General features: G+C 65.6%; 18 protein-coding genes and 1 pseudogene. 9 read left to right on the top strand and 10 right to left on the bottom strand.

The genetic code is table 11. The features are described from left to right. Nucleotides 1-211: 211 nt before the first annotated feature. The 3 genes from frc to Q0D31_RS03275 form a co-directional block, all read right to left on the bottom strand. The gene (gene frc / locus Q0D31_RS03285; RefSeq protein WP_291844858.1) at nt 212-1,489 is read right to left on the bottom strand and encodes a formyl-CoA transferase; all 1,278 of its coding nucleotides are present in this window, start codon (nt 1,487-1,489) and stop codon (nt 212-214) included. A gap of 156 nt (nt 1,490-1,645) precedes the next feature. Further along, nucleotides 1,646-3,376: an oxalyl-CoA decarboxylase gene (gene oxc, locus Q0D31_RS03280; RefSeq protein WP_291844838.1), complete on the bottom strand. Its 1,731-nt coding sequence runs from the start codon at nt 3,374-3,376 to the stop codon at nt 1,646-1,648. 64 nt (nt 3,377-3,440) lie between these two features. Continuing rightward, nucleotides 3,441-4,136, bottom strand: coding sequence for a GntR family transcriptional regulator (locus Q0D31_RS03275; RefSeq protein ID WP_291846724.1), 696 nt, complete (start codon nt 4,134-4,136; stop codon nt 3,441-3,443). A gap of 216 nt (nt 4,137-4,352) precedes the next feature. Between Q0D31_RS03275 and Q0D31_RS03270 the strand changes: the two genes are divergently transcribed. Further along, nucleotides 4,353-6,521, top strand: coding sequence for an acetate--CoA ligase family protein (locus Q0D31_RS03270; RefSeq protein ID WP_291844830.1), 2,169 nt, complete (start codon nt 4,353-4,355; stop codon nt 6,519-6,521). 61 nt (nt 6,522-6,582) lie between these two features. Here the strand turns inward: Q0D31_RS03270 and tenA are convergent, their stop codons facing one another. Both tenA and Q0D31_RS03260 read right to left on the bottom strand, forming a co-directional pair. Continuing rightward, nucleotides 6,583-7,251, bottom strand: a complete 669-nt coding sequence (gene tenA, locus Q0D31_RS03265) for a thiaminase II (protein ID WP_291844822.1) — start codon at nt 7,249-7,251, stop codon at nt 6,583-6,585. Between the two features lie 56 nt (nt 7,252-7,307). After that, on the bottom strand, nt 7,308-8,192 hold the full coding sequence (locus tag Q0D31_RS03260; RefSeq protein ID WP_291844812.1) for a hypothetical protein: 885 nt from the start codon (nt 8,190-8,192) through the stop codon (nt 7,308-7,310). Nucleotides 8,193-8,451: 259 nt separating this feature from the next. On the opposite strand from Q0D31_RS03260, the gene Q0D31_RS03255 reads away from it, so the two are divergent. Both Q0D31_RS03255 and Q0D31_RS03250 read left to right on the top strand, forming a co-directional pair. After that, entirely contained in the window at nt 8,452-9,741 is a 1,290-nt protein-coding gene (locus Q0D31_RS03255) for an MFS transporter (protein ID WP_291844801.1), read from the top strand. A 64-nt stretch (nt 9,742-9,805) separates the two neighbouring features. Then, nucleotides 9,806-10,807, top strand: coding sequence for a DUF808 domain-containing protein (locus Q0D31_RS03250; RefSeq protein WP_291844792.1), 1,002 nt, complete (start codon nt 9,806-9,808; stop codon nt 10,805-10,807). A gap of 96 nt (nt 10,808-10,903) precedes the next feature. On the opposite strand, the gene Q0D31_RS03245 is transcribed toward Q0D31_RS03250, so the two are convergent. Then, complete coding sequence (locus Q0D31_RS03245; protein ID WP_291844790.1) at nt 10,904-12,424, bottom strand: hypothetical protein; 1,521 nt, start codon at nt 12,422-12,424, stop codon at nt 10,904-10,906. Between the two features lie 125 nt (nt 12,425-12,549). On the opposite strand from Q0D31_RS03245, the gene Q0D31_RS03240 reads away from it, so the two are divergent. The 3 genes from Q0D31_RS03240 (at nt 12,550) to Q0D31_RS03230 (ending at nt 15,342) form a co-directional block, all read left to right on the top strand. Then, entirely contained in the window at nt 12,550-13,788 is a 1,239-nt protein-coding gene (locus tag Q0D31_RS03240; protein WP_291844781.1) for an amino acid permease, read from the top strand. Between the two features lie 182 nt (nt 13,789-13,970). Then, a complete protein-coding gene (locus Q0D31_RS03235; protein WP_291844769.1) occupies nt 13,971-14,858 on the top strand; it encodes a 2-hydroxy-3-oxopropionate reductase in 888 nt (295 codons plus the stop codon). A 97-nt stretch (nt 14,859-14,955) separates the two neighbouring features. Further along, nucleotides 14,956-15,342, top strand: coding sequence for a DUF1236 domain-containing protein (locus Q0D31_RS03230; protein WP_291844745.1), 387 nt, complete (start codon nt 14,956-14,958; stop codon nt 15,340-15,342). A 62-nt stretch (nt 15,343-15,404) separates the two neighbouring features. On the opposite strand, the gene Q0D31_RS03225 is transcribed toward Q0D31_RS03230, so the two are convergent. Together Q0D31_RS03225 and Q0D31_RS03220 are read right to left on the bottom strand one after the other, a co-directional pair. Beyond that, nucleotides 15,405-16,019, bottom strand: a complete 615-nt coding sequence (locus Q0D31_RS03225; protein WP_291844732.1) for a thiamine pyrophosphate-dependent enzyme — start codon at nt 16,017-16,019, stop codon at nt 15,405-15,407. Nucleotides 16,020-16,039: 20 nt separating this feature from the next. Continuing rightward, a complete protein-coding gene (locus Q0D31_RS03220; protein ID WP_291844716.1) occupies nt 16,040-16,594 on the bottom strand; it encodes a thiamine pyrophosphate-binding protein in 555 nt (184 codons plus the stop codon). A 156-nt stretch (nt 16,595-16,750) separates the two neighbouring features. Between Q0D31_RS03220 and Q0D31_RS03215 the strand changes: the two genes are divergently transcribed. The 3 genes from Q0D31_RS03215 to Q0D31_RS03205 all read left to right on the top strand — a co-directional run bounded on the left by Q0D31_RS03215 (nt 16,751) and on the right by Q0D31_RS03205 (nt 19,046). Next, nucleotides 16,751-17,800: a hydroxyacid dehydrogenase gene (locus tag Q0D31_RS03215; protein WP_291846721.1), complete on the top strand. Its 1,050-nt coding sequence runs from the start codon at nt 16,751-16,753 to the stop codon at nt 17,798-17,800. Nucleotides 17,801-17,826: 26 nt separating this feature from the next. Next, nucleotides 17,827-18,708 (top strand): alpha/beta hydrolase, encoded by an 882-nt coding sequence (locus Q0D31_RS03210; protein ID WP_291844707.1) that lies wholly within the window; start codon nt 17,827-17,829, stop codon nt 18,706-18,708. A gap of 104 nt (nt 18,709-18,812) precedes the next feature. Next, nucleotides 18,813-19,046, top strand: a complete 234-nt coding sequence (locus Q0D31_RS03205) for a hypothetical protein (protein WP_291844699.1) — start codon at nt 18,813-18,815, stop codon at nt 19,044-19,046. Between the two features lie 3 nt (nt 19,047-19,049). Here Q0D31_RS03205 and Q0D31_RS03200 read toward each other — a convergent pair. Together Q0D31_RS03200 and Q0D31_RS03195 are read right to left on the bottom strand one after the other, a co-directional pair. Then, a pseudogene (locus Q0D31_RS03200) lies at nt 19,050-19,847 on the bottom strand (Mrp/NBP35 family ATP-binding protein); the annotation flags it as partial. Between the two features lie 58 nt (nt 19,848-19,905). Further along, entirely contained in the window at nt 19,906-21,942 is a 2,037-nt protein-coding gene (locus Q0D31_RS03195; protein WP_291844689.1) for a 4Fe-4S binding protein, read from the bottom strand. Nucleotides 21,943-21,952 lie beyond the last annotated feature (10 nt).

Genomic DNA, 21,952 nt, shown 5'->3' with positions numbered 1-21,952 from the left:
ATGCAAATGGTTTTTTCCCTTCATCGAAATCGGGCGCCCGACTTTCCCGGCCGACATCCACAACGGTACGGCATGCCAGATGCCAGCCTGCCAGGTTCTGCCGGCGACAACCCCCGGTTTTGCAACGCTACGAAAACAACAGCCGGCGCTGCGACGGGAACCAAGGCCGCCAGAAATCCGGCGACGGCCGGGTTGCCCAGTATCCGGTGGGTTATTCCGCCGCCTGCTTCCGCGGCGGATCAAGCGCGCCGGAATCGTGAATCTCGGCCACCTGATGGTCGGAGAAGCCGAGAACCTGGCGCAGGATCTCGTCGGTGTGCTCGCCGAGCAGCGGGGATCTCGTGACCTCGCTCGGTGAGTCCGACATCTTGATCGGGTTGCCGACCGACAGGTACTTGCCGCGGGTGGGGTGATCGACCTCGACCACGGTGCCGGTGGCGCGCAGCGACTGGTCCTCCGCGATCTCCTTCATCGAGAGAATCGGGCCGCAGGGGATGTCGTCCTTGTTGAGGATTTCCATCGCCTCGAACTTGGTCTTGGTCATGGTCCATTGCTCGATGCGGGCGAAGATTTCGTTGAGCCGCGACAGCCGGGCAGGGGGCTTGGCGTAGTCGGGATGAATCTTCCAGCCGGGTTCGCCGATCACGTCGCAGATCTTTTCCCACACCGGCGCCTGGGTGATGAAATAGATGTAGGCGTTGGGATCGGTCTCCCAGCCCTTGCATTTGAGGATGCGGCCGGGCTGGCCGCCGCCGGAATCGTTGCCGGCGCGCGGCACCGCGTCGCCGAACGGAATGCCCTCGCCGTACTGGCTGTATTCCTTGAGCGGGCCATGGGCGAGGCGCTGCTGGTCGCGCAGCTTGACGCGGGCGAGGTTGAGCACGCCGTCCTGCATTGCGGCGGTGACCTTCTGGCCGCGGCCGGTGACCGTGCGCTGGTAGAGCGCGGCGACGATGCCGAGCGCCAGATGCAGGCCGGTGCCGCTGTCGCCGATCTGCGCGCCGGTGACCAGCGGCAGCCCGTCGCGGAAGCCGGTGGTTGAGGCCGCGCCGCCGGTGCACTGCGCGACGTTCTCGTACACCTTGCAATCCTCATACGGTCCGGGACCGAAACCCTTGATCGAGGCCACGATCATCTTCGGATTGATGCTCTGGATCTTCTCCCAGGGAAAACCCATGCGGTCGAGCACGCCGGGGCCGAAATTTTCCACCAGCACATCGCAGCTCTTGATCAGCGCGGTCAGGACTTCCTTGCCCTTCGGATTCTTGGTGTCAAGCGTGATCGAACGCTTGTTGTGATTGAGCATGGTGAAGTACAGGCTGTCCACATTCGGGATGTCCTGCAGCTGGCCGCGGGTGATGTCGCCGACGCCGGGACGCTCGACCTTGATCACGTCGGCGCCGAACCAGGCCAGCAATTGCGTGCAGGTCGGTCCCGACTGGACGTGGGTGAAATCGAGGATACGAACGCCCGTGAGCGCCTTAGACATATTCATTCTCCGTTTGCTATCTGTCGCCGTCATGCCCGCGAAGGCGGGCATCCAGTAATCACCGTCGGTTCAGTCGGGCACAGCCTTCGTCAACGATAGTCTGGTGGCTACTGGATTCCCCGCCTGCGCGGGGAATGACACCGATGGGTTGATGGTTCATTTCTTCTTCAGAGCGCTTTGCGGGTTGAGGTTGCCGATGCGGCCGCTCTCCGAGCCGGCCGCCGGGTCGATCACCGCGTTGATCAGTGTTGGCCTGCCGGAATCCATCGCTTCGTTGACGGCGCGCTTCAACTCGTCGGGCGAGGTCGCATTGACGCCGACGCCGCCGAAGGCCTCCATCATCTTGTCGTAGCGCGAGCCCTTGACGAACACGGTGGTGGCGGGGTCGGCGCCGGCCGGATTGACGTCGGTGCCGCGATAGATGCCGTCATTGTTGAAGACGACGATGCAGATCGGCAGCCGGTACCGGCAGATGGTCTCGATCTCCATGCCGGAGAAGCCGAAGGCCGAGTCGCCTTCGACCGCCAGCACCGGCTTGCCGGTTTCGACCGCAGCCGCGATCGCGTAGCCCATGCCGATGCCCATCACGCCCCAGGTGCCGACGTCGAGCCGCTTGCGCGGCTGGTACATGTCGATGACGCCGCGGGCAAGGTCGAGCGTATTGGCGCCCTCGTTGACCAGGATCGCGTCGGGCCGCTCCCGGATGATGGTGCGCAGCGCGCCCAGCGCGCCGTGATAATCCATCGGCGAGGCGTTGCTCATCAGCTTCGGCGCCATCTTTGCAACGTTGTCGTCGCGCTTGCTGATGACGGTTTTCACCCAGTCGGCGGGCGCGGCGGGCCAGCCGCCGCCCATGCCTTCGAGCAGGGCGGCGACGCAGGAGCCGATATCGCCGACCACGGGGGCCACGATCTCGACGTTCGAATCCATTTCCCTGGGCTCGATGTCGATCTGGACGAACTTCTTTGGCGCGTCGCCCCAGGTCTTGCCCTTGCCGTGGGAGAGCAGCCAGTTGAGGCGGGCGCCGATCAACATCACGACGTCGGCGTCCTTCAGCACGGTCGAGCGCGCCGCGCCGGCCGACTGCGCATGGGTGTCCGGCAACAGGCCCTTGGCCATGCTCATCTGCAGAAACGGTGCGCCGCTCTTCTCGACGAAGGCGCGGATATCGTCGTCGGCCTGCGCGTAGGCTGCGCCCTTGCCGAGGATGATGAGGGGACGCTTGGCGCCCTTGAGCACGTCGAGCGCGCGCCGGACCGCCGAAGGCGCCGGGATCTGGGCGGGCGCTGCGTCGATCACCTTCACCAGCGATCTCGCCCCGACGTCGGCGTCAATCACCTGGCCAAAGAGTTTCGCCGGCAGGTCGAGATAGACGCCGCCGGGCCGCCCCGAGAGCGCGGCGCGGATCGCGCGTGCGAAACCGATGCCGATGTCGGCCGCATGCAGGACGCGGAACGCCGCCTTGCAGAGCGGCTTGGCGATCGCCAGCTGATCCATTTCCTCATAATCGCCTTGCTGCAGATCGACAATTTCGCGCTCGGACGAGCCCGAGATCAGGATCATCGGAAAGCAGTTGGTGGTGGCGTGGGCGAGCGCGGTCAGGCCATTGAGGAAGCCGGGCGCCGAGACGGTGAGGCAGACGCCGGGCTTCTTGGTCAGGTAGCCGGCGATCGACGCGGCGTAGCCCGCATTCTGCTCGTGGCGGAACGACAACACGCGAATCCCCGCGGCCTGCATCATCCGTCCGAGATCGGTGATCGGGATGCCCGGCACGCCGTAGATGGTGTTGATGCCGTTGAGCTTGAGCGCGTCGATGACGAGATGAAAGCCGTCCGTCAATTCCTGCTCGGTGCCTTGCGCCTCGGACTTCGTTGCAATGTCAGGCATCGGCTCCATCTCCCGGATCGTTTTTTTGTTCGGACGAATTGATCGTTCCGGCAGCGACGCTGCTTCAGGTGAACAGTTCTTGCCCGTGCGCCTCGACATAGGCGGCGAGGCCCAGCGTGTGGTCGCGCGCGCGCTTCTCCGCCAGTTCGGTATCGCGCGCCTCCAGCGCCTCGATGATCGCCATATGCTCGGGGAGCGAGGTTGCGGTGCGGTCGGTCCGCCCGATGGTCAATTGCCGGTAGCCGCGCACATGCAGCAGGATGTCGTTGGTCATGTCGACCAGCACCGGCGACTCCGAGAGCGAGATCAGCGCCTGGTGAAAGGCGATGTTGGCCCTGGAATATTCCTCGACGTGATTCTGCGGCAGCCGGTCCTTGCCGAAGTCCTTGAAGAAATCGCGCAGCGCCGAGATGTCCTTCTTGCGCGCCGTGGTCGTGATCAGGCGCGCGGCCATGCTCTCGAGCGCGGCCCAGGCGCGGATCATGTCGACGATCTCGGTCTTGGTGCGGCGGACCACGACGATGCCGCGGCGTGGCACGGTCTTGACGAAGCCGTCCTGCTCCAGCATCGCGATGGCTTCGCGGATGGGGGTGCGGCTGACGCCGAGGCGTTCGGACAACGCGCGCTCGTCGAGCATCACCTGCTCGGGCGTGGCATAGATGTCCATCTTGAGGATGGCTTCCTTCAAGGCCTCATAGGCCTTGTTCTTGAAGCTCGTCTCGGGTGCAATCCGGACGATCGCGATATCAGCCTCAGCCATGACAGGCGGCGCCTTGGTTTGCTTGGGTGCGGGCACGACGCGTCTCCTCCGTATGGGAGGCTCTTGCTAGCAGATAACAACCGCAAGATTTTTGGCATACCAAATGCCACAGTGTCAAGTTGGCCTTGTTTTCCAACGTTTCTCTGCAAGGGCTTGTCTTGACAATCTCTTTTCTGGCATACCAAATGCCATAAAAACCAGCCTCAGGAGGAGCCCATGTCAAATTCTGCAGAGACGGCGCGCAAGGATGGCGTGGGGGCGGCGTCGAAAGATGCGGTCCGTCGGGTGCTGGACGCGGTCAAGGCGGGCAAGCGCAGCAGCCTGACAGCGCCGGAAGGCAAGCTGGTTTGCGATGCCTATGGCATCCCGGTTCCGAGCGAAGGCGTGGCCAAGTCGGCCGCCGAAGCCGCGAAGATTGCAGCCGCGATGGGTTTTCCCGTCGTCATGAAAATCGTCTCGCCCGACATCCTCCACAAGACCGAGGCGGGTGGCGTCATCGTCGGCGTGAAAAGCGCCGCCGATGCTGAAAAAAGCTTCGATGCGATCATGGCGAGCGCGAAAAAGTACAAGGCCGACGCCAGGATCGAGGGCATCCAGGTCCAGCAGATGCTGACGGGAGGCACCGAAGTCATCGTCGGCTCGATCACCGACAACTCTTTCGGCAAGCTGGTGGCGTTCGGTCTCGGTGGCGTCCTGGTGGAGATACTGAAGGACATCACCTTCCGACTCGCGCCGGCGACCAGGCAGGATGCGTTGTCGATGCTGGATGGCATCCAGGCCCACGAGATGCTGAAAGGCGTGCGCGGCGGCGATCCGGTCAGCCGCGACGCGCTGGCCGACATCATCGTCAAGGTGTCGCAGCTGGTCAGCGACTTTCCTGAAATCGTCGAACTCGATCTCAACCCGGTATTCGCCACCAAAAAGGACGCGATCGCCGCCGACGTGCGCATCGTCGTCGATTTCGACTACAGGCCGCGCCCGGCGCCGCGCCCAACCGATGAAATCGTCGCCGCGATGAGCCGCATCATGCAGCCGAAGGCTGTCGCCGTGATCGGGGCTTCCGCCGAGGACGGCAAGATCGGCAACTCCGTGATGAAGAACCTGATCAATGGCGGCTACAAGGGCGAAATCTATCCGATCCACCCCAAGGCCGCCGACATTCTCGGCTACAAGGCCTACAAGAGCGTCAAGGACGTGCCTGGCGTGATCGACACCGCGGTGTTTGCGATTCCCGCCAAGCTGGTGGCGGGCGCGCTGGTCGAATGCGGCGAGAAGAAGATTCCCGGCGCCGTCCTGATTCCCTCGGGCTTCGCCGAAGCCGGCGCGCCGGAACTGCAGGACGAGATTGTCGAGATCGGCAAGAAGTACAATGTGCGCCTGATGGGGCCGAACATCTACGGCTTCTACTATACCCACGCCAATCTCTGCGCCACGTTCTGCACCGCCTATGACGTCAAGGGCCACGCGGCGCTGTCGTCGCAATCCGGCGGCATCGGCATGGCGATCATCGGCTTCTCGCGCTCCGCCAAGATGGGCGTCTCCGCGATCGTCGGGCTCGGCAACAAGTCGGATATCGACGAGGACGACCTGCTGGCGTTCTTCGAACAGGATCCCAACACCAACCTGATCGCGCAGCACTGCGAGGACCTGAAGGACGGCCGCGCCTTCGCCGAGGCCGCCAAGCGCGTCTCCAAGAAGAAGCCGGTGATCGTGCTCAAGGCCGGCCGCACCTCGGCCGGCGCCAAGGCGGCGTCGTCGCATACCGGCGCGCTCGCCGGCAACGACAAGATCTACGAGGACGTGTTCGCGCAGTCCGGCGTGATCCGGGCGCGCAGCCTGCGGCAATTGCTCGAATTCGCCCGCGGCGTGCCGGTGCTGCCGACGCCCAAGGGCGAGAACATCCTGATCATCACCGGCGCCGGCGGCTCCGGCGTGCTGTTGTCGGATTCCGTGATCGACAACGGCCTGTCGCTGATGGCGATGCCGCCCGACCTCGACGCGGCGTTCAGGAAATTCATTCCGCCGTTCGGCGCGGCCGGCAACCCGGTCGACATCACCGGCGGCGAGCCGCCGATCACCTATGTCAACACGGTCAAGCTCGGCCTTTCGGATGAGCGGATTCACGCGCTAATCCTTGGCTACTGGCACACCATCGTCACGCCGCCGATGGTGTTTGCCCGCAATATGGTCGAGGTGAAGAAGGAGATGGAGGCCAAGGGCTTTGTCAAGCCGATCGTCGCCTCGCTCGCCGGCGACGTCGAGGTCGAGGAAGCGGCCGAATATCTCTACCAGAACGGCATCCCGGCCTATGCCTATTCGACCGAAATGCCGGTCGAGGTGCTCGGCGCCAAGTACAAATGGGCCCGCGGCGCCGGATTGCTGTGAGCTGAATGACCGATGCCGCTTCGGGCTGCCCAAGCGGCGTGTTCCAGTCACGTCGCGCGCTTTAGCGCGCCCCGGCGCGCCAGCCCATTTCCCAGAAGTCGGCTTCAAGCCGGGTGGCTTCCCTGAAGATCGCGATCAGTTCGGCCTCGCGCGCCGGAGTGGCGTAGCGTTCGGCGAGCGCTTCCATGTGGGTCCGCGATCTCGCCGCGACCTCCTGGTAGGGCGCCCCGGCATATTCGGCGATCCAGACCCGGTAGGGATTGGTTGCCGACTGCGCGTTGCGGTGTGCTGCGAGCCGGGTCGCGATCTCGGCATAGCCGATCACGCACGGCGCCAGCGCCACCTTCAGCGCCAGCAGGTCGCCGCGCATGCCGGCATCGAGCACGTAGCGCGTGTAGGCCAGCATCTCCATGGCCGGCTGCGCCTTTTCAAGATCGGCGGCGGACAGTCCCCAGCCGGCGCAGAGCTTCACATGCAGCTTCATCTCGACGTCGAGAATGGCCGAGATGCCGCCGGCCGCCTCGCGCATGTCATCGAGCGTGGGCGACTTGTAGGCGGCGAGCGCATAGGCGCGGGCAAACTCGATGAGGAACAAATAGTCCTGAACGAGGTAGCGACGAAACGCCGCCTCGCTGAGCGAACCGTCCGCCAGCCCGTCGGTGAAAGGATGTTCGGTGTAGGTCCGCCACTCGGCGGCGGTCGCCGCCTTCAATCGTTCGAAGAAGCCCATGATCTTTTCCCGCAGTTGCCTTCTCGATTCATCTGTAGCGGAGAAGGCTTGCGGATTCACGCCACATCGACCTGGGCGTCCGGCTTCTCGGCGGCGATGAGGGCATCGAGATCGACGGGCTGGAGCTCGTCATATTGCGGGTCGCCCACCAGCCCTTCGCTACCGTGGAGGTGCATCAGGGTCTGCACCCGCCTGGCGTTGAGATGGTCCACATGCTGATGCCGCAGCGCGGTGGGCAGCAGCGCCTTCGGCAACCCAACCAGGGCGAAGGCGGGAACCCTGGTCACCTCGCCGCCCTCGCGCCAGAGCAAGGGATGCAGTGTGTAGATCAATTGCCGCTCGATCTCCGCCAATGGCGGCTGCTCGGACTCCGAGGGCGCGTCGCAGGCGACGTTGGCATTGCCCGCGCGCGCATGCACCGCCGCGGACCGCAGTTCCCAGCATACCAGTTCCACGGCCGAGAGAACCTCGCGACGCATGGCGTCCACGGTCGTCGAGAACCTCGTTGCTTCCGGCATGGTCGTCGAGCGTTTGGTGACGGACTCGATCAGCGTGGCGGCGCCGGCCTCGAACCCGGGCGCAGCCCGCTCGATCGCGGCGGCCATCGCCTCGATCTCGTCGGCCACCAGGTTGCGGTCGCGCTGAGCGATGGCGTCAGCGAGCGCGCGCTCGGCCGCGGCGACCTGTTCGTCGCATTCGGCCAGCGCGGCGGCGAGCGTCTTGGCATGGCTTTCGACCGCGCGCATGCTGGCTTCGGCCCGGTCAAGCCGGGCGTTGGCGGCGCCGGCCACCGCCAGCCGTTCGGCCGCGGCGCGCTTTTCTCCAAGTTCCGCCTCCGCGGTACGCAACCGGCCAGCCAGCTTCTGACGCGCCGCCAGCCTGTCTCTCAACGCACCCTCAAAGCGCGCGACCGGGCTGGGTTCGCGCCGAAAAAAAGCCATCACAATCTCCTCGCGGACCGCGAAAGTCCGCCGAATCAGTTCGACAAGTTTATGCTCGATCGGTAGTCGGAAAGTTGGATAACATTGCGGCCGGTTCCGGTGAGGTCGCGCCGGCCGGGCATCGGAGGCAATCCGACGGTGATTTGCCGGGCCGCGGCGATCGTTGCAACCTTGAACGGCGCGGCAAGCCCGCATAGGCTCGGAAGCCAGCAATGCCTGCCGAGCCATTCTTAACGAGAAGCGGGATCTCGCCCCATCGATGCAGTCCACCGAGCGGCGCCCGTTCCCCCACCGCCGGGGCCTGATCATCGTCACGACATTGGCCACCGCCTATGTCGCCAGCCATTTTTTTCGCGCGGCCAACGTCACCATCGGGCTTGACCTGATGCGCGACCTCGGGATCGGGCCGGAAGCCCTGGGCGCGCTGACCGGTGCATTCTTCTTTGGCTTCGCCGCCATGCAAATACCCTGCGGCTTCCTGTTCGACCATCTTGGCCCGCGACGCACCGTAACCGGCATGCTGATTCTGGCGACGCTGGGCGCCGCCGTGTTCACGCTGGCGCCGAGCTGGCCGGTTCTGCTCACTGGTCGCGCGCTGATGGGCGCCGGCTTCGGCGTCATGCTGATCGGCAGCATGGTGGTGATCTCGCGCTGGTTCCCGCCGGACCGCTTCTCCACGCTCACGGCCATGGTGCTGTCGATCGGCCTGCTCGGCAATCTGGTCGCCACCACGCCGCTGGCCTGGGCCTCGGAGGCGGTCGGCTGGCGCGCCGTGTTCGGCGCCGTCGTCGTCTTCATCGCGCTCGCGACCATCGCGGTTTGGGTGGTGGTGCGCGACGCGCCGCCCGGCCATCCGTTTCTGGACCGCACCCCGGAGACGCCGCGCCAGATGCTGCAAGGCCTGCTCGAAGTGCTAGGCAACCCGCTCCTGAAGCCGATCCTGGTGATGAATTTCTGCAACTACGCCTGTACCTTCACCGTGCAGGGCTTGTGGGGCGGACCGTTCCTGCGCGAGGTCTACGGCCTCACGGCGATCGAGGCCGGCAACGTCCTGCTCGCCGCCGTCATCACCTACCAGTTCGGCATCATCGGCTTCGGCCCGCTGGACCGCGTGCTGGACACGCGCAAATGGATCGCGGTCGGCGGCACGCTGGTCACCATCGCCATGCTCGCGGTGCTGGCGCTGGCGTCGCGCCCGCCGGTCTGGGTGCCGATCGCCGCGATCCTGTGCATGGGCCTGTTCGGCGCCGCCAGCACCATGGTGATGACGCACGGCCGCGGAATCTTTCCGGACCGGCTGATTGGGCGCGGCGTGGCGACGATCAACACTGCGGTGATGCTTGGCGTCGCCTGCATGCAGACGCTGTCGGGCGTCATCGTCGGCGCCTTCGAGCCGTTGGCCGACGGCGCCCGGAGCGAAACCGCCTACCGCGCGTTGTTTGGGGTGCTGACGGGGGTGCTGATCGTCGCTGTCGCCGTCTATAGCCGCGCGCAGGATATCAGGCCGAGCGACGAAATGCGCGCCCGCCGGCAACCGCTGCAAGCCTGAGCTTGTGCGCCGGCAATTCTATCTCGCCGCCGAGCAATTCGCGGATGATGAAAGGAAAGCATCGATGAGCGTCGGACTGATCGGCCTTCTCGACGATATCGCGGCAATCGCCAAGGTGGCCGCGGCCTCGCTTGACGACGTGGCCAGCCAGGCCGCCAAGGCGGGAGCCAAGGCGGCGGGCGTGGTGATCGACGATACCGCGGTCACGCCGGGTTACGTGATCGGATTCGACGCCGGGCGCGAACTGCCGATCGTCGGCCGGATCGCGGCCGGATCGCTTCGCAACAAGCTCCTGATCCTGCTTCCCGCCGCCCTGGCGCTCAGCTATTTCCTGCCCTGGGCGATCACGCCCCTCTTGATGTTCGGCGGCGCCTACCTCTGCTACGAAGGGGTGGAGAAAGTGCTGGAAGCGATCATGCCGCACCAGGCGCATCAACATGAAGCGCAGCTCGGCACGGTGGCGCTGAATGCAAGAACAGTCGAGGATGAGAAGATCGCAAGCGCCATCAAGACCGACTTCATCCTCTCGGCGGAGATCATGGCGATCACGCTGGCGACGCTTCCCGCAGGCAGTCTGTGGATGCAGGCGGTGGTGCTGGCGGTGGTCGGGATCGGGATTACCGTCGCAGTGTACGGCGTGGTCGCCCTCATCGTGAAAGCCGATGATTTCGGTCTCGCGCTGGCGCGGAACGATGGCGCCTCGGCGATCAGTGGCATCGGCCGTGCGCTCGGACGCGCCATTGTTCGCGGCATGCCGGTCCTGCTGACCATTCTCAGCGTGGTTGGAACCGCCGCCATGATATGGGTGGGCGGCGGCATCATCCTGCATGGCCTTGAGGTCTACGGTCCGCCTGCGATCGGCCACGCCGTCCACGCTGCCGCCGATGCGGTGGCGCACGCGCTTCCGCAGGTGGCCGGTGTGCTGAAATGGGTGGTTGAAGCGGCGATCTCGGGGGTCCTTGGGCTGCTGGTTGGTGCCGCCGCGATCCCGGTTATTCAGTATGCGGTGGCTCCGGCATGGAAGCTTATGAAGAACGTTCTGCCGGGCCGCCGGCAAAGCGCCTAAGCGGGATGACTTTTCTTCAAATCGTCATCCCGCTTCAGCTCTTTGTTTGCGCATGATCGTTTCGGAAAACCGCTACACACTCTTCCGGCTCATGCGCTAGCCAGTATCTTTCGCGGCCCTTTCGGCGCGTCGGCCAAGGAGCAGGATGGCGCCGACCGGAATGACGAAGCCAAGCACCCCCGCGGTGATCAACAGCGGGCCAAGCTCGGCATACTCGCCACGCTGTACGACGAAGACCTGATTGAGATATTTGGTCTGCAGTTGGCCCGCGACCAGCGCCAGGTTCATCAGCGAGGCCATCAGCGCAAACCAGGTCGCGCGGTGACCCTGCGGCGCGTAGAACGCGATCAGCGTCAGCAGGGGGATCATGCTGAGCTGTGCGAAGGGCGAGGCGGCGGCCGCGTCGATCACGGCGATCGCGCGCGCCCCGATCCCGAACGTCGCCTCGGTCCAGTGGTGAAGGCCGAAGAACAGGCCGATATTCGGCAGCGACAGGATGGCTCCGGCGACGGCGAGCCAGAACAGCACCTTGGTCACGGAATACTCCGTCAATTGCTTGCTGAAGGCCCACATTGCGACGATGGCGATGATGGCTGCAGTCTGGCGCAGGCTGCCGTAGAAGGCCTCGTCGAATTTGAGGATATCGAGCGTCCACCAGAAATAGCCGTCGCCGGCGGATGGCGTGGCGCGGAAGGCGAAGATGATGATGCTTGCGAACAGGATGGCGCGCCTGGTCCCGGCATCGAGGTCGCGCGTGACAAACACCAGCATCGTGCAAACCACCAGCATCGACAGCACGAACACCAGTTCCTGGGCAAACGGCAGTCCGCCGAGCGCGACCGCCAGGACGATGAGCCCGAAGCCGATGCCGCCGCCGAGAATGCGCCAGTCGACCGGCCGCCGTTCGCCGGTTTCCGACCGAATGAGCAGCACGCCCAAAGCCGAAATGGCGGGTATGACGAGGCCGAACAGAAAAACCGTTTCACGGTCGAATACCTGGGCGAGCCATCCGGACAGTCCCGCCACCGAGAGGATTCCGATCCCGAGCGCCAGGCGGCCGAGCACCTGAACCATGCCGAGTTCGGCCTTGATCTCGTGCTCCGCGCGCGCGTGCCCGGTCGCATCCACGCGCGAGACGACTTCGGTCGACATCGCGTCGGCCACGACGTCCTGGATCACGGTGCCGACCACGATCAGCATCGCGCCGAGAATGTAGAGGTGGTCGGCCCGGCTGAACGCGATCCATCCGCCGGCCGCGCCCGCCAGGGTCAGCATTCCGCCGGCGGTGAAGACGGTTCCGATCAGGATGTAGGACCGCCTCTGCGAGCCGAAGATCGGAACGCTGTCGACAAGCTGGCCGAACACCATCTTCACCGTCCACGGCAGGCTCAGCCAGACGCCAATGCCGGCGAGTTCCGCCGCGCTCAGGGTCAGGCGCTCCTTGACCCACATGTCGCGGCTGACGTCGATGACGCCGAGCGCGCCGTAGGCGAAATAGACCAGCAGCAGCGGCAGATAGCTCTGGCGAAATCCGAGAATGGGTCGCATCAGGCTGGGCGACCATGCCGCGAGGGCCTGTACGACCAAGCCCTGTTGCGTGTCCGTCGGCTGGCTCATCAAACAAGTTCCTTGAGGCGAATCAAATGCGCGGGCGCGTAAGATTGTAGTGGAAGGACATATTTCCCCAGAGGACCTTTTCCTGCGCATGTGCGCGTGCCGTTTAAGGACCGGAGAGAACATGAATGTCTAGCCGGTCGGCAACGCAGCAAGGGACGCCGCGGCTTGCACGCTCGCTCACGCTGACCCATGCCGTGCTCTACGGGCTTGGCGTAACCATCGGCGCCGGCATCTACGTTCTCGTCGGCGTCGCCGCCGGCCGCGCCGGAATGCATGCGCCGCTGGCTTTCGTCGGCGCCGCGCTCGTGATGGCCTTCAGCGCCGCCACGTTCGCCGAACTGGGGACGCGGATGCCGGTCAGCGCCAGCGAGGCGGCTTATGTGCAGGCTGCGTTCAAACGCGAATGGCTCAGCCTCGCCGTCGGGCTGCTCGTCGTCGCCACCGCGATGGTTTCGGCCGCGACGATCAGCGTCGGCAGCGCGGGCTACATCGGGGTGTTCGTGCCGGTTCCCGCGCCTTGGATCATTGCCGGCGCGGTAGTCACGATGGGCGTGGTGGCATGTCTAGCGACGGTTCAATCGATCACCTTTGCCGGGATCATGACGGTGATCGAGGTAGGCGGACGGGGACTGATCATCATTGCCGGGATTGGTCAGGGCGCCGACATCGTCACCCGCCTGCCGGAGATCTGGCCTGCCGGCGGCGATCCCGCGGCCTGGATCGGGGTGGCGGGAACGGCCCTGATCGCCGTGTTCGCCTTTATCGGCTTCGAACATCTGGTCAACATTGCGGAAGAACTGAAAGAACCGAGCCGCACCTTGCCGCGTGCGCTGTTCCTGACCCTCGGCCTGACCGCAGTGTTCTACGCGGTGGTGACGTGGGTCGCGGTCACGGCAGTGCCGCCGCAAGAACTGGCCCGCTCGCCGGCGCCGCTTGCGCTGGTGTTCGAGCGGCTTACCGGGATGCCGCTCGTGACCATGAGCACGATCGCCATCGTGGCCACGCTCAACGGCGTCATCGTCCACATGATCATGATCGCCCGGGTGCTCTATGGCCTGGCCGACCAGGGCAGCCTGCCGCAGATTCTTGCGCGATTGAACCCGCTGACCCGCACGCCGGTACTCGCCACCGTGATCGGCGCGGGGGCGATCCTGGTGCTCGCCTTGTCGGTTCCGCTCGCCGGCCTTGCCGAGTGGACGGCGCGCTTTACGCTTCTGATCTTTGCGATCGTGAACGTCGCGCTGCTCCGGCTCAAGCGTGGCGGCGAAGCACCGCCCGCCGGTGCGTTCATCTGTCCATCCTGGGTGCCGGTTGCGGGGCTGGTTTCCAGTCTCCTGCTTCTCGGGCTTGACCTGATCGGTTAGAGCGTTTTCCAGCGAAAGCCTGCCCCGCACTTGATGCGGGGTGGAAACCGGTTCGCGTCAAGAAAATGCGTCAAATCAGGAATCTAGAGTCCCGTTTCGATTCCATCGAAACGGAAAAGGCTCTAGGTTTCCGCCGGGCCGGAAGCGAGGCTCCTGACAAGATCAAACAGGGAGGATTGGACATGATCGATATCGGCTTTATCGGCCTCGGCACCATGGGGCGCCCGATGGCCCGCCATCTGCAAAACGCCGGGCATCGGCTGTTTCTGCACGACGTCGCGCCGATTGCCGCTGAACTGACCGACGCCGGTGGGGTGGTGTGCAAATCGGGCAGGGAGGTTGCCGCGCAGGTTGGCGTCGTCATCATCATGGTGCCGGACACGCCGCATGTCGAGGCGGTGCTGTTCGGGCAGGACGGCGTCGCTTCCGGGCTCTCCAAGGGCAAGATCGTCGTCGACATGAGCTCGATCTCGCCGCTGGCCACCAAGGAATTCGCCAGGAAGGTGGAGGCGCTCGGCGCGGACTATCTCGATGCGCCGGTTTCGGGCGGCGAGGTCGGCGCCAAGGCGGCGAGCCTAACCATCATGGTGGGCGGGCCGGAGCGGGCGTTCAACGCGATGAAGCCGGTGTTCGACCGGATGGGCAAGAACGTCACGCGGGTCGGCGGCAATGGCGACGGGCAGACCACCAAGGTCGCCAATCAGATCATCGTGGCGCTGACGATCGAGGCGGTCGGAGAGGCGTTGTTGTTCGCCTCAAAGGCCGGCGCGGACCCGGCGCTGGTGCGCCAGGCGCTGATGGGGGGCTTTGCGTCGTCGCGGATTCTCGAAGTGCATGGTGAGCGCATGGTCAAGCGCAACTTCGAGCCGGGGTTTCGCATCGAGTTGCATCAGAAGGATCTGAATCTGGCGCTGGAGGGTGCGCGGTCGCTCGGCATCTCCTTGCCCGGCACGGCGGTCGCCCAGCAATTGTTCAGTTCCTGCGCCGCGCACGGCGGCAAGGCATGGGACCATTCGGGAATGGCCCGGGCGCTGGAAATGATGGCGAACCACCAGATCGCCAAAAATTGACCCGGCGGTCGGGAACCGTTGGGAAGCGGCAAGTGGAACCGGAACATCTACGTCCGCCCGCGGTTGAGACGCATTGTCAAAATCACTGGAGGACCTCATGAAGAACCGTCTAGCCGTATCCCTGATTGCCGCCTCGCTGCTGACTTCAGGCGCGGCCTTTGCTCAATCCACCACGGCCACTGGTGCCGCGAGCGGCGCCGCCGCCGGCGGCCAGATTGGTGGTCCGGTCGGCGCAGCCGTCGGTGGCACCGTCGGCGCCGTTGTCGGCGCCGGCCTCGAGATTCCGAACGCGGTGTTCTCTGCGGTGCCGCGGGGCGAGCCCTCGATCACGATCCGCGAGCGCGTGGTGGTTGGCGAACCCTTGCCGGAAACCGTCGTGCTGCGGCCGGTGCCGAGCTACACCGAGTACCGCTATGCCGTCGTGAACGACCAGCGCGTGATCGTCGACCCGCGCACTCGCCGCGTGATCCGCGTCATCGACTGACTCAGGGCGCAATCCTGACGAGAGTCCTCGCCGGCGTCGGGCCGGCGGGGACTTTTTCGTACCTATAGCGGCTCGCGCACGCCCATGCCGTGCATGAAGCGTTCCCTGATCTGTACGGGATCGCGGCGGGTGGTGCCGACGCCCGGCCGGTCGTCAATGCGGACGCCGATCAGGGTTGGTCTGGAAGCGGACAGCGCCTGATCGACCAGGCGCTCGAAATCCTCCTCGTCCGCTGCCCAGGCGCTGTTGGCGAGCCCGCTTGCGGCCGCGATGGCGACGATGTCGGCGACGGCCGCGGCGGGCGTCGGTTGCGCGCCGGTGATCTGATAGACGCCGTTGTCCATCACCACCATCGTCAGGTTCTTGGGCGCCAGCATCGCGATGGTTGCGAGCGAGCCCAGTTGCATCAACAGCGAGCCGTCGCCTTCGAGCGCGAAGACGCGCCGGTCCGGCTGCGCCAGCGCCACGCCGAGGGCGATCGGGAAGGCGAGGCCCATGCTGCCCAGCATGTAGAAGTTCTGTGGCCGGTGGCCGGCGGCCCACAGGTCGAAATTGGTGTTGCCGATGCCGCCGATCACGGCCTCCTCGTTTTTCAATTTGGCGATCAGCCGCGAGGTGAGATCGAAGCGGTTCATGACCTTGGTGTTGCGGGCGGCGGTTGCGGCGGCTGATGTCATGGCGCGTTTCCCAAAATCGCTCACTTCTCGAACACCTTGCCGCCGGTCAGGAGCGGTGAGAGGATCACCGCCACCGGCGCCTGGGTGGCGATCGCCTGCTTGACCGAGCGGTCGACGATGAACTCGAACTCGTCGAGCCGGGTGGCAGTGTGGTGCTCCATGGCCAGCGAATCCAGCACCGGGCGCATGGTGCGGCACACCAGCGACTGGCCGTAGTTGAATTCGCCGAGCGTGCCGCGTTCGGATACGAACATGATCAGCGGGATCTGGTAAGGCACCGCCAGCGACGCCAGCACGTTCGCCAGCGTGGCGAATCCCGAGGTCTGCATCAGCACCGCGCCGCGCATGCCACCCATCCAGGCGCCGGCCACGACGCCGACCGCTTCCTCCTCGCGCGCAGTGGGGAAGGTCGTGAAAAACGGGTCGGCGTGCAGGCTCCTGATCAGCGTCGTCAGGACGCGATCGGGCACGTAGGGGACGATGCGGATTTCGTTGCGTTTGAGGGTGTCCAGCACCACGCCATGCCAGCTTCCGCCGAAAGTCTCGGGCCTGCTGTCGTTCTCCGCAACCGCCATCCTGGTCTCCCTGGTCCGCGACGCTGTTTCGCTCGCGGCGTCCGTGGCGCGCCGAAACTTGACGTCAACGGCGGGATTGTCAACATGCCTCGTGCCTTCTGTACTCGCCAGCCCGCCAAAGCCCTGCCGATTCCCGAAACGAAAGTTGCCAAGGAAATGAGCGTCAACAACAAGCGCGTTTTCTACGTGAAATACCTGGCCCATGAGATCTATGTCGATATCCTCAAGGCGCGCCCGGACGTGCGGCTTGACCGGCTCGAGAATGACAGCCCCGATACGGTCGCAGCGCCGATCCTGGCGGCGGCGCATGCCTACCAGATCGGGGCGGCGCGCGACGAGATCGCCCGGCATTTCCACGCCGACGCCGACCTGTTGCGGCGCGCGCCGAACCTCTTGATCGTCTCCTCGAACGGCGCGGGCTTCGACCCTGTCGACGTCGACGCCTGCACGGCGGCGGGGGTGCTGGTCGTCAACCAATCCGGCGGCAACGCCAATTCGGTCGCCGAACATGCGCTCGGCATGCTGCTGACGCTGTCCAAGCGCATTCTCGAATCCGACCGCGCGTTGCGGCGCCAGGCCAATGTTGATCGCAACGCGCTGATCGGCAACGAGGCGCAGGGCAAGACCATCGGCATCGTCGGCCTCGGCAATGTCGGCCGCCGCATCGCCGAGCTGTGCCATGGCCTGCTGCGCATGAAGGTGATCGCCTACGACCCTTACCTGAGCGCCGAGGAAATGGCGGCGCGGGGCGGCGAGAAGGTCGAACTCGACGACCTGATGCGCCGCTCGGATTTTGTCTCGATCTCCTGTCCCCTGACCAAGGACAACCGTCGCATGATCAGCGCTCGCGAATTCGCGCTGATGCAGCCGCACGCGTTCTTCATCACCACCGCGCGCGGTTTCATTCATGACGAGGTGGCGCTCTATGACGCGTTGCGCGACAAGCGGATCGCGGGCGCCGGCCTCGACGTCTGGGACAAGGAGCCGCCGCCGCCGGACCATCCGCTGCTGCAGTTCGACAACGTGCTGGCGAGCCCGCACACCGCCGGCGTCACAAGGGAAGCGCGGGTGAATATGGGCAGAATCGCGGCCGAACAGATTCTCGACGCGCTCGACGGCAAGCGCCCGCCGCGCATCGTCAATCCCGAGGTGTGGCCGGCCTATGCGAAGCGCTTCGAGCGCGCGTTCGGATTTGCGCCGAAATAGGCCGTCACCTCCGCAAGAGAAATGCCATGATGGCCGAACCGGCAGACCGCTTCTACGAGTCCCAGGGGCTGCGGCTGCACTATGCCGATTGGGGCAACGAGGCCGCGCCGCCCCTTATCCTGGTTCATGGCGGGCTCGATCACTGCCGCACCTGGGATGCGATCGCGCGACAATTGCAGCCGCATTTCCACGTCATCGCCCCCGATCTGCGCGGGCACGGCGATTCAGAATGGGCGAAAGGCAGCAGTTACGGCCTTTCCGACAATGTCTACGATCTCACGCGCCTGATGCGTTTGGCGGGGCTCGGGGATGCCGCCGTCGTCGGCCATTCGATGGGGGGAATGGTCGCGCTGGCCTGCGCCGGAACCTACCCGGACCAGGTGTCGCGCCTGGCGGTGCTGGATGGCGCATTCCTGTCGGACCCGAAACCCGCGCCGATCGCCGAACAGATGTCGCGATGGATCGACCAGCTCGATCGCATCGCAAAGCACGAGCCCAGGGCCTTCCGGACCATCGAGGAGGCGGCAGAGCGGCTTGCGGCGCGCAACAAGCGGCTGACGCCGGCGCAAGCGCTTCACCTGGCCCGCCACGGCGTTCGGCGGCATCCCGACGGCCTCTATCGCTGGAAGTTTGACCACCGCCAGCGGGCGAGGGCGCCCTATCGGCTGTCGCGGAACGACTATATCGCGCTGTGGTCGCGCATCGCCTGCCCGACGCTGTTGATGTGGGGCGACGAAAGCTTTCTTCCCGACCCGGAGGCCGCCGGCCTGCTGGCCCATTTTCGGCAAGCCGAACTGGTGAAGGTCGCGGGCGCCGGCCATTGGCTTCATCATGACCGGCTGGATGAAGTGCTGGCGTCGCTACGCGGCTTTCTCGGTACGCCGCGGGCGGCGCAGGGCGGGGCTTGAGCCGGGAACGTCAGGCCCGAAAAGCCCGGCTCTGGCCGCGGAAGCGTCGGAGAAAATTTCATCCGCCGCCGGGCCGATCGCGGCAACGAATCCACTGCCGATCGATGTCCACGCGACGCGCGCGTTGCTATTTTCTCCCCGATCTCGACGTGGCTGCCCTGGGAGCCCATTTTGCCTGCAGCGCCGGCTTCTTGAAGCAGTCTTTGTCCCGGCGCGCATGGAAGAGTGAGATGCGGCAGGTTCGTTCATTGCTGCGCACCGCGTCGTCCCGGATCGGGCGCCGGCTGGCCCAAATCGTCGCCATCGCCGCCGCCAGCCTGCCGGTCGCCGGGGCGTAACGCCTACTCGATGACGATGCGCGGCGGCGGCCGGTGCGCCGCGCCGGTCACGATCGACGCCCAGATTTCGCGTGCGATCGCGATGTAATGCCTGGCGTGGACTCCGTCGGGTTCGACCGCGACAATCGGGCGGCCGTCGTCGGAGGTCTGGCGTATCTGCATGTCGAGCGGAATCTCGCCGAGAAACGGAATGCCGCGGCGCTCGGCTTCCGACCGCGCGCCGCCGTGGCCGAAGATCGGCGTCACGTGGTTGCAGGTTGGGCAGCAGAAGTGTGACATGTTTTCGATCAAGCCCAGGATCGGTATGCTCACCTTCTCGAACATCGCAATGCCGCGGCGCGCGTCGATCAAGGCGATGTCCTGCGGGGTCGAGACGATGATCGCGCCGGAAAGCGGCGCCTGCTGGGCCATGGTCAATTGCGCGTCGCCGGTGCCGGGCGGAAGATCGACGACAAGAATATCGAGATCCTGCCACGCCACTTCGCGCAGCATCTGCGTGATCGCGGAGATGACCATCGGTCCGCGCCAGATCATGGCGTTGTCTTCCTCGACCAGGAAACCGATCGACATCAGCTTGACGCCGAAGCGCTCCATCGGCTCCAGCATCCGTGGCCCGAGCTGCCGCGGCTTGCCGCGCAATCCGAACAGTTTTGGTTGCGACGGGCCGTAGATGTCGGCATCGAGGATGCCGGTCTTCAGTCCCAGCGCCGCAAAGCCGAGCGCGAGGTTGCAGGAGGTGGTGGACTTGCCGACGCCGCCCTTGCCTGAGGCAACCGCGACCAGGTGCTTGACGCCGGGAATGCCGGCAGCCCTTGACGTCGCGCGCGCCTTGATATCGGGGGTGACCACCACAGGCTGCTTACGATCCGAGCGGATCGCCCTTCTTGGTTTCGCGGGCGCGCAGGTAATCTTCCGTCGACATCACGGGCGGACGCTGCTGCGCCGCGTGCGGGTCGAAGCTCTCGTTCACCACGGCCTCGACGCGGCAATCCGCGCACATCTTGATGACGTCCAGACGCTTGGCGTTGGCGCCCTGGAACATCCAGTGCTTCTCGCCGAGCTTGGCCAGCACGCGCTCGATCGAACTTCTGGTGCCGAACGGCTTGCCGCAGGCGATGCAATCGAACGGCTCTTCTTCCTTGAGCACGCGCAGCGGCGTGTTCCAGGCCTGGAAATCCAGCCGTGGCTCGACCGCAATGACCTTTTCGGGGCAGGTGGATTCGCACAATCCGCACTGCACGCAGAGGCTTTCGGAAAAGCGCAGCATCGCCCGGTCGGGATTGTCCGACAGCGCCCCGGTCGGGCAGGCGGTGACGCAGGCATGACAGAGCGTGCATCCCTCGACATCAAGCTTCACCCCGCCGAACGGCGCACCGGCCGCCAGCGGGACCATGTCGACGGGCGCGGGCGCGGCGAGATGAAGCTCGCGAAACGTGGTTTCGAGCACGCCGCGCTTGGCGCCCCGCGGCACAAAGCCGGCCGGCCTTTGCGTGGCGAGGCCGCGCGGCGCAGCGTCGAGCATGGCGCGCAACTGATCCGGATCGTCGGTCTCGATGGTCCGCACCAGGCCGGCACCGAAGCCGAGCGCTGTCACGATGCGATCGGTGGTCTCGACGGCGCGGGCAAGCGCCGTGATGTCGTGGCGAGGCCTCGCGCGGGTCACAACCGCGACGCCGGCGCCGCCAAAGGCGAACGCCGCCGCCATCAGCTCCGGCCCGAGCTGCGTCACCTCGTTGACGCGCAGCGGCAGCACATTGGCCGGCAGGCCGGCGCCGAACCGCGCCAGCGCATCGATGATCTCTTCGCCGTGCTCGCCGTCGTGAAACATGACGATGGCATCACTCCCGCCGGCCTTGCGATAGGTCGCGAGCAGCGTCCGCAGCCGGCGCATCAGGGCGTCCGCGCCCGGCAGCGCGTAGGACGCCGCGCCGGTCGGGCAGACCGATGCGCAGGAACCGCAGCCGGCGCAGACATTGGCGTCGATCGCAACCGAATTCCCGTTCGGGGTGATCGCGCCGGTCGGACACAGGTCGAGACAGCGCGTGCAGCCGGTGATCGAGGAGCGCGAGTGGGCGCAGAGCGCTTCCTCGAAATGGATGAAGCGCGGCTTGTCGAAGGTGCCGACCATGCCGCCGGCGTCGGCGATCGCGCGCTCGACCGCGGCCTTGTCGCGGGGGTCGGCGCGCAGGTAGCCTGGACGCAATTCATGGGCGGGAAACAGCGGATTGCCACCTGCGAGATCGAGGATCAGGTCGCAGGTCGAGGTGGCGCCGTCGCGCGAAGCCCCGAACACCAGCTTCGCGCGCGAGGACGGCGAGGGCAGCGCGTAGTCGTCGATGGCAAGCTCGAACTGCCCGAGATGTCCGCGGGCGTTGCGGATCGTGCCCTTGAGAACCGGAAACTCGTTCGTCCGCCGTGGGGCGATATCGCCCGGCCTAGTCAGCAGCACGGTGATGTCAAGACGATCGGCGAGCCGCTGCGCCGCCTCGATGGCGACCTCGTCGCGGCCGTAGATCAGCGCGACGCCGCGGCTCTCGAGCGTCACCGGCGAGATCGGCGGCATTTCCTCGCCCGCCGCGGCAATCAGCGCCGCAGCCTTCGGACCGGCTGCGGCGGCATCCCTGGACCAGCCACCGGTCTCGCGGATGTTGACGAAAGTGAGCTGGGCTTGCGGGAAATCTTCCGCGATTTCGCGAAACAGCGGCGCTTCCTGGGTGCAGGCGACGGTGATTGGCGCGCCGTCGGCGAGCGCCTGCCTGAACCGGTCGAGGTCGAGGCCGCAGAGCTGGTTCGCCTGGGTGATGCGCGCCGTGCAGCCGCGGCCGATCGCCGCCTCATCGAGCGGCATGGTCTTCTCACAGCTGCAGATCAGGAGATGAGACGCCGGCGCACTCATTAATGGTATC

Source organism: Bradyrhizobium sp. (assembly GCF_022844465.1).
Lineage (GTDB): Bacteria > Pseudomonadota > Alphaproteobacteria > Rhizobiales > Xanthobacteraceae > Bradyrhizobium.
The sequence above is the reverse complement of the archived record's forward strand: the minus strand, read 5'-3'. Positions and strand labels throughout refer to the sequence as shown.

Bases quoted from the DNA above. Each gene is read 5' to 3' on its own strand.
- frc (WP_291844858.1), bottom strand. From the start codon at position 1,489: ATGTCTAAGGCGCTCACGGGCGTTCGTATCCTCGATTTCACCCACGTC.
- oxc (WP_291844838.1), bottom strand. From the start codon at position 3,376: ATGCCTGACATTGCAACGAAGTCCGAGGCGCAAGGCACCGAGCAGGAA.
- Q0D31_RS03275 (WP_291846724.1), bottom strand. From the start codon at position 4,136: ATGGCTGAGGCTGATATCGCGATCGTCCGGATTGCACCCGAGACGAGC.
- Q0D31_RS03270 (WP_291844830.1), top strand. From the start codon at position 4,353: ATGTCAAATTCTGCAGAGACGGCGCGCAAGGATGGCGTGGGGGCGGCG.
- tenA (WP_291844822.1), bottom strand. From the start codon at position 7,251: ATGGGCTTCTTCGAACGATTGAAGGCGGCGACCGCCGCCGAGTGGCGG.
- Q0D31_RS03260 (WP_291844812.1), bottom strand. From the start codon at position 8,192: ATGGCTTTTTTTCGGCGCGAACCCAGCCCGGTCGCGCGCTTTGAGGGT.
- Q0D31_RS03255 (WP_291844801.1), top strand. From the start codon at position 8,452: ATGCAGTCCACCGAGCGGCGCCCGTTCCCCCACCGCCGGGGCCTGATC.
- Q0D31_RS03250 (WP_291844792.1), top strand. From the start codon at position 9,806: ATGAGCGTCGGACTGATCGGCCTTCTCGACGATATCGCGGCAATCGCC.
- Q0D31_RS03245 (WP_291844790.1), bottom strand. From the start codon at position 12,424: ATGAGCCAGCCGACGGACACGCAACAGGGCTTGGTCGTACAGGCCCTC.
- Q0D31_RS03240 (WP_291844781.1), top strand. From the start codon at position 12,550: ATGTCTAGCCGGTCGGCAACGCAGCAAGGGACGCCGCGGCTTGCACGC.
- Q0D31_RS03235 (WP_291844769.1), top strand. From the start codon at position 13,971: ATGATCGATATCGGCTTTATCGGCCTCGGCACCATGGGGCGCCCGATG.
- Q0D31_RS03230 (WP_291844745.1), top strand. From the start codon at position 14,956: ATGAAGAACCGTCTAGCCGTATCCCTGATTGCCGCCTCGCTGCTGACT.
- Q0D31_RS03225 (WP_291844732.1), bottom strand. From the start codon at position 16,019: ATGACATCAGCCGCCGCAACCGCCGCCCGCAACACCAAGGTCATGAAC.
- Q0D31_RS03220 (WP_291844716.1), bottom strand. From the start codon at position 16,594: ATGGCGGTTGCGGAGAACGACAGCAGGCCCGAGACTTTCGGCGGAAGC.
- Q0D31_RS03215 (WP_291846721.1), top strand. From the start codon at position 16,751: ATGAGCGTCAACAACAAGCGCGTTTTCTACGTGAAATACCTGGCCCAT.
- Q0D31_RS03210 (WP_291844707.1), top strand. From the start codon at position 17,827: ATGATGGCCGAACCGGCAGACCGCTTCTACGAGTCCCAGGGGCTGCGG.
- Q0D31_RS03205 (WP_291844699.1), top strand. From the start codon at position 18,813: ATGTCCACGCGACGCGCGCGTTGCTATTTTCTCCCCGATCTCGACGTG.
- Q0D31_RS03195 (WP_291844689.1), bottom strand. From the start codon at position 21,942: ATGAGTGCGCCGGCGTCTCATCTCCTGATCTGCAGCTGTGAGAAGACC.